Consider the following 16,251-nt stretch of genomic DNA (forward strand, 5'->3'; position numbering starts at 1 on the left):
TGGGAGTGTGGGAGATGGGTATTATTCGTTCCGTGGAGGAGTTGAAGGCAATCTACGACGGTTGCTCTGAGGCATCTCTGGTCAAGGTCACCTCATCTCTAACGCCCGAATACCGCAAGATGATCGAGGCGGCTCCCTTCCTTGCGCTGGCGACCGTCGGTCCCGAAGGAATGGACTGCTCGCCTCGCGGCGACAAGGGCGGTGTCGTGCGGGTTCAGGATGAGAAAACCGTGCTGCTGCCGGACTGGCGCGGCAACAACCGTGTCGATTCCCTCATGAATATCGTGCGCGACCCGCGTGTGGCGCTCATGTTCCTGGTCCCCGGTTCGACAACAACGATGCGTATCAATGGCAAGGCGGTGGTATCAGCGGAGCCGGCGCTGTTGGAAAGTTTCGTAATGGACGGAAAGAACCCGCGCACCGTAACCGTTGTGACCATCGAGGAGGTTTACTTCCAATGTGCTCGCGCGCTGATCCGTTCTGAGCTTTGGAACCCTGAACACTTCATCGATCCCGCGTCGCTTCCCACACCCGGCGCATTGCTGAAAGCCGCAAAAGCGGATTTCGACAAGGAGACTTACGATAAGGAATGGCCTGAGCGCGCAGCGAAAACCATGTGGTGACGGCGCATGCCTTCGCGGCCACTTGGCGCCTTGGGAAACTCAGCTCTTACGTGCGGTAGATCAACCAGCTTTTGCCGGAGTAATTTTTCTGCATGCCCTCTTCGAAGATGACCGTTCGGTTGCGGCCGGATGTCTTCGCGTTGTAGAGCGCGACATCCGAGTGTGCGTAAAGATCGACGGGGCTTTGCGCCTGTGAGGCCATGGCGTATCCGATCGAAACGGTAATCTGGCCGTAATCCACGCCGGTCTTCGAGTTTTTGAACGGGGTCTTCTCGAGCGAGAGACGAATCCGCTCGCACATGTCCCTTACTTCCTCGGCATTCATATTGTCGACGATGATCGCGAATTCCTCGCCTCCGTTTCTGGCGACGAAGATGTCCTTGCGGACCGACTTGCGGATGACAGACGCCACGCTCGCGAGAATCTTGTCGCCAACCGGGTGGCCGTAGGTATCGTTGACGCGCTTGAAGTTATCGATGTCCAGCAGGATCAGGGATGAGAGGTGAAGTCCGAAGCTCGTGTCGTAGGTCGCGGCGAGCTTTTCATCGAAGGCTCGGCGGTTGGCAAGACGCGTGAGCGAATCGGTGTTGGCGATGCGTTTATATTCATCCAGCTCAAGACGAACTTGCTGCATTTCTTCGGCATGCCGGTCCAGATCCTTGGAACTGCTCTCTCCTTGAGCGATCTTGTTTCCGGTGGCCTCGGACAGGATCGCGATGGCCACGCCGACCAGCGAGGTGCTCGTCGCGCTTTTGGCAGTGATGCGTTCGCGTGTTTCATCCAGCAGCCGATTGTATTTCTCAAGGCTAGACTGTTCGTGCTTCAGCACAGTCAGGAGAGCTTCCAACTCGAGATGCAGCTTCTCGTGAACCGTCTCGATGATCTTGCTGTGGCTGTGGTTGAAGTAGCGGGTACCGAGTTCGTCCAGCTCTTCCTGGGTCGCCCTGCTGCCAAGTTGAAGAAGCTCCTTCGACAGAGCAGGGTTGGATCCGATAAAGGCTTCGTAGAATAGATTGTAATTGCGGGGAATGGGCGAGATACCCATGGTCCGCATGGCATGCATGATCTGGTTTGCCACGTCGGCGCCGGGCATAATTTGTGTTGGTCCCGTACTCATGATGCGTCCCCAGATCGTCCAATATTTTATTCTGGCCGATGCTCCGTCAACAATAGTTCCCCAACTGATTGTCGATGCTGCATGGAAAAGTCGGTTGGCTTAGCCGTCTCCGAGACTCACGCGAGAGCAGGGAATCTAGTTTAAGGCTCACAAAGTTTTATCTACGAAAATTAGTAAATGTAAACAGTATTTAAGACCGATCAGAAATAGATGAGGTGGTCAGACAACGGAAGCGGACCCGTTGTCTGACCATTGTCATTACTTAGGCCCGATCATGTTTTCCGGGCGGACGTATTGGTCGAACTCCTCATTCGTCAGATATCCGCCGCCGACAGCCTCTTCGCGCAGCGTCGTCCCGTTCTTGTGCGCGGTCTTGGCAATCTTGGCGCAGGCATCATAGCCAAGCTTGGTGTTGAGCGCGGTTACCAGCATCAGCGAGTTCTCCACACCCTTGCGGATGTTGTCTTCGCGCGCTTCGATACCCACCACGCAATTGTCGGTGAAAGACACGGCTGCATCGCCCAAGAGCTGAACGGACTGCAGGAAGTTATAGGCCATCATCGGGTTATAGACGTTGAGCTCGAAGTGGCCCTGCGATCCCGCAAACGTGATGGCCGCCTGATTGCCGAAGATGTGGGCGCAGACCTGGGTCAGCGCTTCGGACTGGGTCGGGTTGACCTTGCCTGGCATGATCGAGGAACCGGGCTCGTTTTCCGGCAGCGATAGCTCGCCGAGACCGGCGCGTGGCCCAGAGCCGAGGAAGCGGATGTCGTTGGCGATCTTGAAAAGTGCTGCAGCCGCCGCGTTGATCGCGCCGTGGGCGAAGACCATCGAGTCATGCGCTGCCAGTGCTTCGAACTTGTTCGGCGCGGTCACGAACGGCAGGCCGGTGATGGTGGCAATCTCTTCGGCAACCTTTTCGGCAAAGCCGACCGGAGCATTGAGGCCAGTACCGACGGCGGTGCCGCCCTGTGCCAGTTCGCAGAGGCCGGGGAGCGTCAGTTCAATGCGCTTGATCGACGAAGCGACCTGAGCGGCGTAGCCGGAAAATTCCTGGCCGAGCGTCAGAGGCGTTGCATCCTGTGTATGGGTGCGGCCGATCTTGATGATGTGGGCGAAGTCCTTCGCCTTCTTGTCGAGCGCGGCATGAAGGTGTTTCAGGCTTGGTAGCAGGTGGTGAACGATCTGCTCGGCGCAGGCAATATGCATGGCCGTCGGATAGGTGTCGTTGGACGACTGGCTCATGTTGACGTGATCGTTCGGGTGAACGGGCTTCTTTGAGCCCATCACGCCGCCGAGCATTTCGATGGCCCGGTTGGAGATCACTTCATTGGCATTCATGTTGGACTGGGTGCCCGAACCGGTCTGCCAGACCACGAGGGGAAAATGCTCATTCAGCTTGCCGTCGATGACTTCCTGAGCCGCCTTGATGATCGTCTCGGCGAGCTGCGCGTCGAGACCGCCCAGCGCCATATTGGCGCGTGCAGCTGCCTGCTTGACGATGCCGAGAGCACGAATAACGGAGATGGGCTGCTTTTCCCAGCCGATCTTGAAATTGCCGAGCGAGCGCTGGGCCTGCGCGCCCCAATAGCGATCGCTGGCGACTTCGATCGGGCCAAAAGTATCGGTTTCCGTGCGTGTGGCTGTCATCGTGCGTGCCTCTCCATTGTGTTCGTTGGCAAGGCGGCGGTTTGAGCTCGTCTTGCGCGCGGGCCGACATATAGAGCTATCCCGCAACTCTGGAAAGCCTCACTCGCCGCGGGACCTCAGATTTTGCCGCACATTCGAAAGTCAATTGGCGTGACTTTTGGGTAACGTCCGAAAAACCGACAATTCGATGGCGCGGCATGCCTGACTGGTAAAAAAACATCTTGCCGCAATGCTTCGAAATTAAAGAGAAATTTAACTATTCCTGCCAAAAATTAAGGAGATTGCCGGAGTTTTTTTGCCAAAGGGCAGGACGATTTTGGCACGAGATCGGACTTTGCGCGTTTTCTTTTCAAGCGAAGGCCAATCGGCTAGACAAACAATGTTTTTACGCGCGCTTCGATGGATCACGGCGCTGGACGCAATGAGGACTAAATTGCAGATCACTTCAGGAAAAAAATCGGCGGCGTTTATACTGGCTCTCGGTGTTTCCGTCTCTGCGGGCATTCCCGCACCAGCCAGCGCCATCACCCTTATGGATCTACTTCGTGGCGGTCCCGGCAAGATCGAGCGCGAAAGACAGGATCGTGCCCTTCCGGGCGTCGTCCAGCAAAGCGCGCCTGCTGGCCGCGATATAGATCCAGAGCCGACGCCGCGCATTTCCGGTCCCCGCTACTATACCTACAAGGCGGATGGCACGCGCGCGGTCGATACTTCGAAGTTCGGTGCGGACTATGCTGGCGTTAAGATCTCCGCAACGCCCGAAATCGCCAAGGCGCTCGAGGCTTACTACGCCAGCGGCGCAAAACCGATCTGGGTTTCCAACGGCGATATCAACGAACGCGCCTCCGCCGTCCTCGCTTTCTTTGAAACGGTGGGCGACAGCGGGCTGGATCCGGCGGATTACAGCATTTCGGCGCCCTCGTTGGACGTGACCGCAAGCATTGCCGATGAGCCGCAGGCAGAAGTCCAGACGGTCAGCGTCACGGAAAACGAGGTCAAGCCAGTCAACCGCGCGATGATGCAGTTCGAGCTTGCTCTTTCTGCGAAGGTTCTGGGCTATGTACAGGATACGACCCGTGGTCGTGTCGATCCGAACAAACTCTCTGGCTATCATGACTTCAAGCGCAAGACGGTTAATCTCGCTCCGGTTTTGAAGCTTGCAGCGCTAAGCCCCGATGTGACCGCCTATCTGAAGTCCCGGGAGCCTTCCAGCCCGGAATATCGGGCGCTGAAAGCGGAACTGGTCAAGCTTCGCGACGAGGACAAGTCTGGCGAAAGCAAGATCGCCGTCCGCTCCGATCTGGTGCTGAAGCCTGGCGAGGATAATGCTGAACTCGCCAATGTGGTGAAGGCGATCGAGCATCGTTCATCCGAAACGCTGAAGTCGCAGCATGCATCTGCGCTGACCGCCTATCAGCAGACGACGCAGTACACGCCGGAACTGGTCGATCTGGTCAAGGCGTTTCAGAGCGAAAACGGCCTGAAGGCCGATGGCGTGATCGGTCGCGCTACGGTTCGTGCGATGACGGGCGACAGCAACGAGGCGAAGATCGCCAAGCTTGAAGTCGCCATGGAGCAGGTTCGCTGGCTGCCGGCAGATCTCGGCGACCGTTACGTCTTCATCAATCAGCCTGCTTTCATGGCGTATTACCATGATCAGGGCAAAGAGCAGTTTGGTATGAAGGTGGTCATCGGTTCGAAGACCAACCAGACCTATTTCTTCCAGGACGAAATCGAGACTGTCGAGTTCAACCCGTACTGGGGCGTTCCGCAGTCCATCATCGTCAACGAAATGCTGCCGAAGCTGCGCAACGATCCATCCTATCTCGATCGCCTTGGCTATGAGGTTTCGGTCAATGGACGTACCGTCTCGTCGTCCAGTGTCAACTGGTATGGTTCGACCAACGCGATCTCGGTTCGCCAGCCGCCAAGCAGCGACAATGCGCTGGGCGATCTGAAGATCCTCTTCCCGAACAGCCATGCGATCTACATGCATGACACGCCATCGAAGAGCTTCTTCAACCGCGATATGCGCGCTCTGAGCCACGGCTGCATCCGTCTTGTCGATCCGCGTCGCATGGCCGCAGCCGTTCTCGGCACGACGATCGATAACGTCAATAAGCAGATTGCATCCGGCGAAAACCGCGCGGTGTCTGTTCCGGTGAAAATTCCGGTCTATGTCTCCTACTTCACCGCTTGGCCGGACAAGGACGGCAAGGTGCAGTATTTCGACGACGTTTACGATCGCGACAGCTATGTGATGAAGGCATTTGCCACCACCACCAAGGCGCGCTCAACCTCCATCTGAGGCGGTTGAAACATCTGGTAAAAGCGCCCACGGGCGCTTTTTCTGTATCGGGGCAGGGTATGCAAAACATTCAGACGGTCATCGACTCCATCTATGACGAGATGAAGAACCACCTCGGGGAGGGCAAGGTCGCGGATTATATTCCCGAACTTGCCAAGATCGATCCGAAACAGTTCGGCATTGCCGTCACCACAGTTGAAGGCGAGACCTTCATCGCAGGCGACGCCGTCGTTCCATTCTCTATCCAGAGTATCTCCAAGGTCTTCATGCTGACGCTGGCGCTCGGCAAGGCGGGTGAATCCGTCTGGAAGCGTGTCGGACGCGAGCCTTCCGGCTCCTCGTTCAATTCCATCGTTCAGCTCGAACATGAACATGGCATTCCCCGCAACCCGTTCGTCAATGCGGGTGCGATCGTTGTGACCGACATGGTGCTTGCGGGACATCAGCCGCGAGAGGCCATCGGTGAACTGCTCCGCTTCGTTCGCTATCTCGCCAATGACGACACCATCTCGATCGACAATACGGTCGCGAAATCCGAGCAGGCGACCGGCTTCCGCAATTTCGCGCTCGCCAATTTCATGCGCAGTTTCGGCAATATCCACCATCCGGTCGAACACACACTGGGTGTCTATTTCCACCAGTGCGCGCTCTCGATGAATTGCGTTCAGCTGGCGCGGGCCGGGCTCTTCCTGGCCAATCGCGGACGCAATCCACTGACCGGCCACACGGTGGTTTCGGATCGTAGGGCGCGCCGCATCAATGCGCTGATGCTGACCTGCGGCCATTATGATGGATCCGGCGACTTTGCCTATCACGTCGGCCTTCCCGGCAAGAGCGGCGTCGGTGGCGGCATTCTGGCGGTGGCACCTGGCAAGGCATCGATCGCAGTCTGGTCGCCAGGTCTCAACAAGGTTGGCAACTCCGCTCTTGGTTCCGATGCGCTTGAAATGCTGGCAAACCGCATGGGCTGGTCCGTATTCGGGGCTTGATCTCGCGCCTATATGAGGGCATTCCCTGTCGTTAACCGCGTTCAAGCGGATGAGACAGCGAGATGACCATGACCATTGCCGCACAGATCGATGACATTCAGGACGCCGGCGAGGTCGAAGAGGCTGGTGGTGCCCATCCGCTCTTTGCCGATGCGCCACGCTCCGTCTCCTTCAACAAGCTGCGCAAGCGGCTGTTGAGAAACGTGCGACAGGCATTCGACGACTTTGGCATGTTGAATGGTCAGAAGCGCTGGCTCGTTGGTCTTTCCGGCGGCAAGGACAGTTATGGTCTCCTGGCGCTGCTGCTTGATCTCAAGTGGCGGGGCCTTCTGCCCGTCGAGTTGATTGCATGCAATCTTGACCAGGGCCAGCCGAATTTTCCGAAACACATCCTGCCGGACTATCTGACGAAGATCGGTATGCCGCATCGCATCGAGTATCGCGATACTTACTCGATCGTGAAAGAGAAGGTGCCGGAAGGCGCAACCTATTGCTCGCTCTGTTCGCGCCTTCGCCGTGGCAATCTCTACCGCATCGCGCGCGAAGAGGGCTGCGACGCGCTGCTTTTAGGTCATCACCGCGAAGACATTCTGGAGACCTTCTTCATGAACTTCTTCCATGGCGGCCGGCTTGCTGGCATGCCAGCGAAGCTGATGAATGACGAAGGCGATCTGATGGTGCTGCGCCCGCTTGCCTATTGCGCCGAGGACGACCTGGCAAAATTCGCCGCGGCAATGGAGTTTCCTGTCATCCCCTGCGATCTCTGCGGCTCCCAGGACGGTTTGCAGCGAAATGCCATGAAGGATATGCTGGCCGATATCGAACGCCGCATGCCTGGCCGCAAGGACGTGATGTTGCGTGCACTCGCGCACGTCAATCCGTCTCATCTGCTCGATACGAAGCTCTTCGATTTTTCCGGCCTGACTGTCACCGATCCGTCATCCTAGAGGGGTAGGGGAGGCGCACTCCTCACCAACTCAGATTGTTTTCATGACCCTTTCCGATTCAGATATCGATTTCCTCGTTGCAACTGTCGCACATGCCGGTGTCAGTGAGATCATGCCGCGCTTTCGCAATCTCAGCGCTTCGGACATTTCCGAGAAGACATCGGCTGTCGATCTGGTCACGGAAGCCGATATCCGAGCTGAAAAGCAGATCACTGCAGCCCTGCTGCAGCGCTTTCCAACCGCCCACATCGTTGGCGAAGAAGCCTATGATGCCGACCGTTCCGTCATCCCTGCGCTGCGCGATGCGCCGCTTGCTTTTGTCATCGATCCCGTGGATGGCACGTTCAACTTTGCCTCCGGCTTTCCGGCCTTCGGAACGCTGCTTGCCGTGGCCGTCAAAGGCGAAACTGTCGCTGGCATCATTCATGATCCGGTGATGGGCGACAGCATCGTTTCGGTCAAAGGTGCAGGCGCCATACTGAAGCGCGAAAACGGCAGTGAAGCGAAACTGCGTGTCGCCGAACCGGTTGGCCGTCTTGCGGACATGGTGGGCATTTTCTCGTGGGGGCACAGCCATCCCGACCGCCGACCGATGATTGCCGCAAACATGGCCAAGACGAAGATGGCGCTGTCGTTGAATTGCTCGGCGCACGAATATTGGCTGGTGGCGACGGGCAAGCTGCATTTCATCGGCCATGAGAAGCTTATGCCTTGGGACCATCTGGCAGGCGTGCTAACCCATCAGGAAGCGGGCGGCTACACGGCGAAGCTTGATGGCACGCCCTACCGTCCGGGAGACACCGAAGGCGGCATCCTCTCTGCACCTGACAAGGAAAGCTGGAAGATGCTGCGCCGGGACATTCTCGGTCTTTGATTTGAACATGTAAAGGAACCTCCCATGTCCGTCGAACTCGACATAGCCTCGCTTGCCAACGCCCTACAGGAGGCGGCGGCGGTGGAAATCCTTCCGCGTTTTCGTAATCTCGGTGAGGGTGACGTTCGGGTGAAGACCGAGGCGATCGATCTGGTGACGGAGGCCGACGAGGCAGCGGAGCGTTTGATCCGCGCCCGTGTAGCCGAGTTCATGCCGGATGCACTCTTCATTGGCGAGGAAGCCGTCGCGGCAGACGCTTCGCTGCTGGAAAAGCTCGGTGACGCGGATCTTGCGGTGGTCGTCGATCCGATTGACGGGACCTATAACTTTGCAGCCGGATTGCCGCTGTTCGGCGTGATGCTGAGCGTCGTCTCCAAGGGCGAAACGGTCGCAGGTATTATTTTCGACCCGATGGGCAATGACTGGGTGATCGCAGAAAAAGGCTCCGGAGCCTGGCTTTGCAGCGCCGATGGCTCCCAAACACAAATGCAGGTGGTTCCGGCACCGGAATTGTCACAGATGGTCGGTATCGCCAATACGGGCTACTTCGAGGTAGAGACGCGCCGTCGCCTCTTGAACAATCTCGCCGATGTCAGGCTCTTCACCAGTTATCGTTGCGCAGCGCACGAATACCGCATCTTCTGCGGCGGCCACATGCACTTCCTGATGTACAACAAGCTGATGCCTTGGGATCATCTCGCCGGTACGCTGATCTCGCAGGAGGCGGGCGCCTACGCGGCCCGTTTCGACGGATCTCCTTATCTGCCAAACCATGTAAGCGGGGGCTTGCTGCTGGCCCCGGACAAGGAGACATGGACCGTGCTGCGCGAGAAGATTTTCACGGTCTGATCGGCTCAAAGATAGCCAAAAGAAAGGGCGCGGTTGTCATGCAACCGCGCCCTTTCTTTATCTTTAAAAGCCTGTTTCAGTGCGTCGGCTTGTTATGCGCCTGAAAGAGCTTGCCCTTCTCGCCGATCAGAACGAACACAAGACCGAAGATCGAGACGATGAAGAAGCCGCTGACCATAGGTAGCGCCGTGCCATTGAACGCCTGACCGATGCCCGCACCGATCAGCGAGCCGCCCACCGTTCCAAGAAAGCCGATGACAGACGATGCCGTTCCGGCGACGTGACCAAGCGGCTCCATGGCAAGCGAGTTGAAGTTCGAGCCGATCAGACCGAACTGGAACATCGCGAGACCGAACATCACGATAAAGAGCGCGAAGGGCAATGGATGCGGGCCGAAGATCATCATCATCAACCATACGAAGTTGATGGCGATGAAGCCGAGCAGCGAACCATGCGAAAGCTTGCGCATGCCAAAGCGCCCGACCAGCTTCGAATTCAGGAAGGACGACAGCGACATGAACAGCGCGACGGCAGCGAAGGCGGCGGCAAACCAGGCGCCGAGATCGTAGATGCCCTTATAGACCTGTTCGGCGGAGTTGATGAAGCCGAACAGCGCGCCGAAGATGATCATGCTGGCGATGGTGTAACAGAGCGCGACGCGATTGGTCAGAACGATCTTGAAGCCTTTCAAGACGGATGAGACGGTCAGCGGGCGCACGTCTTCGGGACGAAGCGTCTCGGGCAGCCGAATATACATCCAGACTGTCACGATGGTCGCGATTGCGGCCATAAAGCCGAAGATCAGATGCCAGTCGCCAAAGAACAAGACAATCTGGCCAGTTCCCGGCGCAATAACCGGCACCACCATGAATACCATCATAATCAGCGACATGACTTCCGCCATCTGCCGCCCGCCATAGATATCGCGAACAATGGATACGGTGATGACGCGTGTGGCCGCAGAGCCGATGCCCTGGATAAACCGAAGTGCGAGAAGACCGGCAAAGCTCGGCACGAAGATCACTGCGATGGACGACAGAATGTAAACGCCGAGGCCAAACAGCATGGGCTTGCGGCGCCCGAAGCGATCCGCAATCGGCCCGTAGAAGAGCTGGGCGATGCCGAAGCCGAGCAGATAGGCAGAGACGACATACTGGCGATGGTTCTCGTTATCGACGCCAAGGGACGCGCCGATTTCCTGCAGGCCGGGGAGCATGATGTCGATGGCAAGAGCATTGAGCGCCATCAGCATGGCGGCCAGCCCAATGAATTCCGTGCGCCCCATAGTGCCTGCGGGCGAAGCGGTTGTTTGTGGTGGATGTGTCACAGGATTGCCTCAAAAAGAACGGCAAAGGCGTTGCATGACGCAACGCCTGGCATAGTTTTCTGACAATCAGGGTGGGCCGGATGAACCGGCCGAAATCAGGCCGCGCCGCGGACGCTGATACCCTGTTCTTGGAATTGGCTCTGGAGTTCGCCGGACTGGAACATCTCTCTCACGATGTCGCAGCCGCCGATGAATTCACCCTTGACGTAGAGCTGAGGGATCGTCGGCCAGTTGGAATAGTCCTTGATGCCCTGACGAATATCGGCATCGGCAAGGACGTTGACGCCCTTGTAGTCCACGCCGAGATAATCGAGAATCTGGACCACCTGTCCGGAGAAGCCGCACTGCGGGAACTGGGGCGTTCCCTTCATGAAAAGAACGATGTCGTTGTTCTTCACTTCGTTGTCGATCAGGTCGTGAATGCCGCTCATGGCTGAATCCTTTCACATGCGGGTCAAGGCCGCTGCTTCGTTCGTTCTTAAATAACATGGAATGTCGTTATTTCCAGTCGCAAAGGCGAAAAAACCAAGGGCAGTCGGAATTGGCACAGATAGTCATGATGCCGCCCCGAAGGTGTGGTGCCCTGATGCTCCATTCAACTCCGGCCGAGGCTCAAAATGCGCAAATTTGGTGTTTGGATCATTGGAGTAGCGGTGATCCTGCTCTTGGTCTTTGGGTTGTTCCAGCTAAGCAAGGCGCGTGGTTATCAGCTCTTTGGAACGATCGTGCCGCGGGTAGAGACCAGCGAACCTCTCGTGGCTCTCACGCTCGATGATGGTCCCACACTTCGCTATACGCGCGACGTCTTGAATCTGCTGGATGAGAAGAACGTCAAGGCGACCTTTTTCCTCACAGGCCGAGAGATGGAGGAAACGCCGGCGCTCGCAGCCGACATCGTTCGGCGGGGACACCAGATCGCCAACCACTCTTTCTCCCATTCCAATATGAGCCTGATGGGGTTCGACAAGGTGCGCGACGAGATCGAGCGAACGGATCGTGCCATTCGCATGGCGGGTTATCAGGGCGAGATCTATTTTCGGCCGCCCTATGGCAAGAAGCTTCTGACCTTGCCATGGTACTTATCGCAAACCGGGCGGACCTCGATCACCTGGGATGTGGAGCCGGAATCCTATCCAGACATCGCCGAGGATGCCGATGCAATCGCTGAGTACGTGATCCAGAACGCCAGGAGCGGCTCCATCATTCTGCTGCATGTCATGTATCGAAGCCGGGAAGCGTCTCGTCAGGCCCTACCCAAGATCATCGACGGTTTGCGTGAGCGCGGCTTCCAATTCGTCACGGTGTCGGAACTGATGAAGCACCAGCAGCAGTAACGTAGCTCGCAGGCCTATCGCGCGCGTTGCTTGCTGCGAGTGGCAGCGGTCCGGCGTTTGCTGACCTGCTTCTTGGCGGGCGTCCGCTTCGCCTTTCGTGCGGGCTTTTCGCCGAGTGCCGCCTCCAGGATGCCGCCGAGAATACCGCCGCCAAGCGTTGTGCCAGCTTTCGCCTTTCCTCGCGCGCGTCGCGTCTTTCGGACACCTGTCTTCGACAGGATCTCCGACATGGCACCCTTCACAACACTCCCGATGATCTGATCAACGATTTTCGACAAGATCTTCTCCGCTCCGCAACAAAATCCATGGGACTGCTTATGGTATAAAACATAATTAAGCCACGGTCTTTACTATATGGGCGACACCCATTGTATCAAGCGATCCTTTTGGGCTCTTCGCAACCTTCAGGTTTTGACCCCTTAGGCTCCTTCATGCCCTCTGTATCGTCCCGTCTCGTGTTCTATTTTCCCGGCTTCGATCCGCTGGATGCTGCTGCCCATCATCGTCGCTACGAGCGCAGTGCCGTCCAATCCGGCAAGACCTTCGGGCTTGACTATACGGTCGGCCCTGTCGAGGAGGCTGAGGCTGGGAGCCGTATGGAGGTGGTCTCGATCTCCGACGGCCAGGAGACGAATAGCAACATCTATATTCATGATCATAACAGCATCATTTCGGCCTTGAGAGCGCCTCCGATCTGGAAGCAGATACTGTTCGGCTTCAAAGCCGGGGTCGAGATCATCACCAGCGGCGCAGCCTTTCGATACTTTCGCCATGCCTGGCGTTTCGGCCTTTTTTTCATCTTTCCCTATCTCCTGATCGTGATGGGTCTCGTCCTTGCGGCGTTGATTGCCGTCTTGCCGCTGCTGCTGCATGTTTCGCCGTTCCTCTGTCTTTTGAGCGCGCCGGCAGCATGGCTGTTCTTCTATAAGGGCGTCATCCCGTTTTCCGGGCGGTTTCACACCTTGCACCTCTTTGCCGACTGGCGGTTTGCACTCATGGTGGGGCGCGACGAGCCGGTTGCGCGTGCCTGGATCGAGGACAAGGCGCAGAAAATCCTGCTCGCGCTCGGACAGTCCTCGGATGAGGTACTCTTCGTATCGCACAGCATGGGAGCAAGCCTGGCGCTCGCGGTCGCAGGGCGTGTGCTGGAATTGAAACCCGATGCGTTCGAGGGACGCAAAGTTTCTTTCGTCACGCTGGGCGGTGCAGCACTCCAATGCGCTTTCGTTGGAAAAGCTGCGCGCCTTCGGCAAAGCATCGGCACGCTCGCGCGCCATGCTGAGGTCACGTGGTTCGACATCCAGTGTCTTTCCGATCCGATCCATCTCTACAAATGCAACACGGCGCATCTGACGGGGCATGCGGATGCCACACAGCCCAAGATCGTGCGGATCAAGTTCAAGCATTCGCTTTCCGATGAGCGCTACCGCAAGAACAAGCTCAATTTCCTGCGCATGCATCGTCAATACGTACTGGGATCTGACCGCAAGTCCGGCTTCGATTTCACGCTGCTGACGGCCGGTCCGTTGCCAGCCGCCTCATTCATAGGCCTGAAGTCTGACGAGCCAGCCGCCGCATTTCAATAACCGAAAGACAAAACGAAAAAGGCCTGCGTGATCGGCATCACGCAGGCCTTTTTGTTGCTGAGCGAAAGAGGCTTATTCGGGGGCGGAGGTCTGCAGCGCCAATGCGTGCAGGACGCCGCCCATATTGCCCTTCAATGCGTCATAGACCATCTGGTGCTGCTGCACGCGCGTCTTGCCCTTGAAGGCATCTGCCACGACTTCAGCCGCGTAGTGGTCGCCGTCACCGGCGAGATCGCGGATGGTGACCTTTGCTCCGGGAATTCCAGCTTTAATCATGTCTTCAATGTCGCCGGGCTTCATGGGCATGGTGTCTACTCCTCAATTCTTATTCTGCTGCGACGAGTGTCTCGCCGTCCATGAACTGAGGGAACCACGATTCATAGGGGTTGCGCAATTCTTTAATCTCGACCGCGCGCGCCGTACCCAGCTTTACCGAAGATCCGCCAGTCTTGCCGATAATTGCGAGCGACACGCCAGCCGAAGCGGCTTGCGCCTTGACGGTTTCGAGATCGGACTGCTTGACGGTCAGCACATAACGGCCCTGATCTTCGCCATAGAAGGCCAGGATCGGATTGTTGCCGGACACCGCGTCGATCGTCGCGCCGATGTCGGCTGCGATCGCCATTTCGGCAACGGCGAGTGCCAGGCCGCCGGACGAGCAATCGTGAACCGCGCTCGTCAGACCCTCGGTAATGATGGTGCGAACGAAATCGCCGGTCTTCTTTTCTTTTTCCAGATCGACATGCGGGGCAGGGCCATCGATGCGGCCATGAATGTCGCGCATGTAAACCGACTGAGCGATGTGGGTGCCAAGACCTTCAGGCGCACCCGCCAGCAGGATGACCTCATCCGCCGCAGCGAAACGGATTCGGGCCATTTTCGACCAGTCTTTCAACAGGCCTACGCCGCCAATGGTCGGGGTCGGCAGGATGGCCTGGCCGTTGGTCTCGTTGTAGAGCGAGACGTTACCCGACACGATCGGGAACTCCAGAACCTTGCAGGCTTCGCCGATACCCTTGATGGCATGGACGAGCTGGCTCATGATTTCCGGCTTTTCCGGATTGCCGAAGTTGAGGTTGTCGGTTGCCGCCAGCGGCAGCGCGCCGGTGGCGGTGATGTTGCGCCAGCATTCGGCCACGGCCTGCTTGCCGCCTTCGAAGGCGTCGGCTTCGACATAGCGCGGTGTGACGTCGGAGGAAAAGGCAAGCGCCTTGGTGTCGTGGCCTTCGACGCGCACAACGCCTGCGTCGCCGCCTGGCAGTTGCAGCGAGTTGCCCTGGATCAGCGTGTCATACTGTTCGTAAACCCAGCGGCGCGAAGAATTATTGGCCGAGCCGACGAGCTTGACCAGCGCGTCTGTAACATCGGCGTCCGGAACGTCGGTTTCGGACAGCGGAGCGGAAACCTTTGCGGGTGTCCATGGACGGTCATATTCCGGTGCCTGATCGCCCAGTTCCTTGATCGGCAAGTTGGCGACTTCCTCGCCATTGTGCAGAACGCGGAAGCGCAGATCGTCCGTGGTCTTTCCAACGATGGCGAAGTCCAGTCCCCACTTCACGAAGATCGCCTTGGCGACCTCTTCCTTGGAGGGCTCTAGAACCATAAGCATGCGCTCCTGGCTTTCCGACAACATCATTTCGTAGGCGGTCATGCGCTCTTCGCGGACCGGAACCTGATCGAGGTTCAGCTCAATGCCAAGATCGCCCTTCGCGCCCATTTCCACGGCGGAGCAGGTAAGACCGGCAGCACCCATATCCTGAATGGCGATGACCGCACCGGTCTTCATCAGTTCCAGGCAGGCTTCCAGCAGGCACTTTTCGGTGAAGGGGTCGCCCACCTGAACGGTGGGACGCTTTTCTTCGATAGACTCGTCGAATTCCGCAGAAGCCATCGTCGCGCCACCGACGCCGTCACGGCCAGTCTTGGCGCCGAGGTAGACAACAGGGAGACCGACGCCCTTGGCTTCCGACAGGAAGATGGCATCGGACTTTGCCAGACCGGCTGCAAAGGCGTTGACGAGGATGTTGCCGTTGTAGCGTGGGTCGAATTCGACTTCGCCACCGACCGTTGGAACACCAAAGGAATTGCCGTAACCGCCGACACCGGCAACGACGCCGGCCACGAGGTGGCGCGTCTTCGGGTGGTCGGGAGCGCCGAAACGCAGCGCGTTCATGGCAGCGATCGGGCGCGCACCCATGGTGAAGACGTCACGAAGAATACCGCCGACGCCGGTCGCCGCACCCTGATAGGGCTCGATGTAAGATGGGTGGTTGTGGCTCTCCATCTTGAAGACGACGCAGTCTCCGTCGTCGATATCCACCACACCGGCATTTTCGCCCGGCCCTTGGATGACGCGCGGACCTTTTGTCGGCAGCGTCTTCAACCACTTCTTCGAGGACTTGTAGGAGCAGTGCTCATTCCACATGGCCGAGAAGATGCCAAGTTCGGTAAAGGTCGGCTCGCGTCCGATCAGGTCGAGAATGCGCTGATATTCATCGGGCTTCAGCCCGTGGGATGCAACGAGTTCCGGGGTGATCTGAATATGATTTGGAAGTGTCATAGGTCTCACGGGGTTCGAGCCGGTACGGGAATTTCCGGTTCTTTACCCTAAGACATGCGCTCTTGCGACAGGAAAATGCCTTTGCGA

At 57.7% G+C, this 16,251-nt stretch carries 15 protein-coding genes; 8 read left to right on the forward strand and 7 right to left on the reverse strand.

What is annotated here, in order from left to right:
* Window positions 1-14: 14 nt before the first annotated feature.
* Entirely contained in the window at window positions 15-623 is a 609-nt protein-coding gene (locus tag QE435_RS07840) for a pyridoxamine 5'-phosphate oxidase family protein (protein ID WP_306928001.1), read from the forward strand.
* A gap of 46 nt (window positions 624-669) precedes the next feature.
* On the opposite strand, the gene QE435_RS07845 is transcribed toward QE435_RS07840, so the two are convergent.
* Both QE435_RS07845 and fumC read right to left on the reverse strand, forming a co-directional pair.
* Window positions 670-1,740 (reverse strand): GGDEF domain-containing protein, encoded by a 1,071-nt coding sequence (locus tag QE435_RS07845; protein ID WP_306927999.1) that lies wholly within the window; start codon window positions 1,738-1,740, stop codon window positions 670-672.
* A 258-nt stretch (window positions 1,741-1,998) separates the two neighbouring features.
* Window positions 1,999-3,390 carry a class II fumarate hydratase gene (gene fumC / locus QE435_RS07850; protein WP_349040854.1) on the reverse strand — a complete coding sequence of 464 codons (1,392 nt, stop codon included), beginning with the start codon at window positions 3,388-3,390 and terminating at the stop codon, window positions 1,999-2,001.
* A gap of 439 nt (window positions 3,391-3,829) precedes the next feature.
* Between fumC and QE435_RS07855 the strand changes: the two genes are divergently transcribed.
* The 5 genes from QE435_RS07855 to QE435_RS07875 all read left to right on the forward strand — a co-directional run bounded on the left by QE435_RS07855 (window position 3,830) and on the right by QE435_RS07875 (window position 9,357).
* The gene (locus tag QE435_RS07855; RefSeq protein WP_349041156.1) at window positions 3,830-5,698 is read left to right on the forward strand and encodes a murein L,D-transpeptidase; all 1,869 of its coding nucleotides are present in this window, start codon (window positions 3,830-3,832) and stop codon (window positions 5,696-5,698) included.
* A gap of 59 nt (window positions 5,699-5,757) precedes the next feature.
* Entirely contained in the window at window positions 5,758-6,687 is a 930-nt protein-coding gene (locus tag QE435_RS07860; protein WP_306927993.1) for a glutaminase, read from the forward strand.
* 68 nt (window positions 6,688-6,755) lie between these two features.
* Window positions 6,756-7,634: a tRNA 2-thiocytidine(32) synthetase TtcA gene (gene ttcA, locus QE435_RS07865; RefSeq protein ID WP_349041157.1), complete on the forward strand. Its 879-nt coding sequence runs from the start codon at window positions 6,756-6,758 to the stop codon at window positions 7,632-7,634.
* A gap of 43 nt (window positions 7,635-7,677) precedes the next feature.
* Window positions 7,678-8,508 carry an inositol monophosphatase family protein gene (locus tag QE435_RS07870; RefSeq protein WP_349040855.1) on the forward strand — a complete coding sequence of 277 codons (831 nt, stop codon included), beginning with the start codon at window positions 7,678-7,680 and terminating at the stop codon, window positions 8,506-8,508.
* A 24-nt stretch (window positions 8,509-8,532) separates the two neighbouring features.
* Window positions 8,533-9,357, forward strand: coding sequence for an inositol monophosphatase family protein (locus tag QE435_RS07875; protein ID WP_349040856.1), 825 nt, complete (start codon window positions 8,533-8,535; stop codon window positions 9,355-9,357).
* 76 nt (window positions 9,358-9,433) lie between these two features.
* Here the strand turns inward: QE435_RS07875 and QE435_RS07880 are convergent, their stop codons facing one another.
* Both QE435_RS07880 and grxD read right to left on the reverse strand, forming a co-directional pair.
* Window positions 9,434-10,642, reverse strand: coding sequence for a multidrug effflux MFS transporter (locus tag QE435_RS07880; protein WP_306930146.1), 1,209 nt, complete (start codon window positions 10,640-10,642; stop codon window positions 9,434-9,436).
* 137 nt (window positions 10,643-10,779) lie between these two features.
* Entirely contained in the window at window positions 10,780-11,115 is a 336-nt protein-coding gene (gene grxD / locus QE435_RS07885; RefSeq protein ID WP_306927989.1) for a Grx4 family monothiol glutaredoxin, read from the reverse strand.
* 186 nt (window positions 11,116-11,301) lie between these two features.
* Here grxD and QE435_RS07890 point away from each other — a divergent pair, with 186 nt between their 5' ends.
* A complete protein-coding gene (locus QE435_RS07890) occupies window positions 11,302-12,018 on the forward strand; it encodes a polysaccharide deacetylase family protein (protein WP_349040857.1) in 717 nt (238 codons plus the stop codon).
* A 14-nt stretch (window positions 12,019-12,032) separates the two neighbouring features.
* Here QE435_RS07890 and QE435_RS07895 read toward each other — a convergent pair whose 3' ends face one another.
* Entirely contained in the window at window positions 12,033-12,296 is a 264-nt protein-coding gene (locus tag QE435_RS07895; RefSeq protein WP_349040858.1) for a hypothetical protein, read from the reverse strand.
* A gap of 153 nt (window positions 12,297-12,449) precedes the next feature.
* Between QE435_RS07895 and QE435_RS07900 the strand changes: the two genes are divergently transcribed.
* Window positions 12,450-13,604, forward strand: a complete 1,155-nt coding sequence (locus QE435_RS07900; protein WP_349040859.1) for a hypothetical protein — start codon at window positions 12,450-12,452, stop codon at window positions 13,602-13,604.
* Window positions 13,605-13,676: 72 nt separating this feature from the next.
* Here QE435_RS07900 and QE435_RS07905 read toward each other — a convergent pair whose 3' ends face one another.
* Window positions 13,677-13,910: a BolA family transcriptional regulator gene (locus QE435_RS07905; protein ID WP_003516012.1), complete on the reverse strand. Its 234-nt coding sequence runs from the start codon at window positions 13,908-13,910 to the stop codon at window positions 13,677-13,679.
* 19 nt (window positions 13,911-13,929) lie between these two features.
* The gene (purL, locus tag QE435_RS07910) at window positions 13,930-16,164 is read right to left on the reverse strand and encodes a phosphoribosylformylglycinamidine synthase subunit PurL (protein ID WP_349040860.1); all 2,235 of its coding nucleotides are present in this window, start codon (window positions 16,162-16,164) and stop codon (window positions 13,930-13,932) included.
* Window positions 16,165-16,251 lie beyond the last annotated feature (87 nt).

The organism is Agrobacterium sp. SORGH_AS 787 (genome assembly GCF_030819035.1).
Lineage (GTDB): Bacteria > Pseudomonadota > Alphaproteobacteria > Rhizobiales > Rhizobiaceae > Agrobacterium > Agrobacterium larrymoorei_B.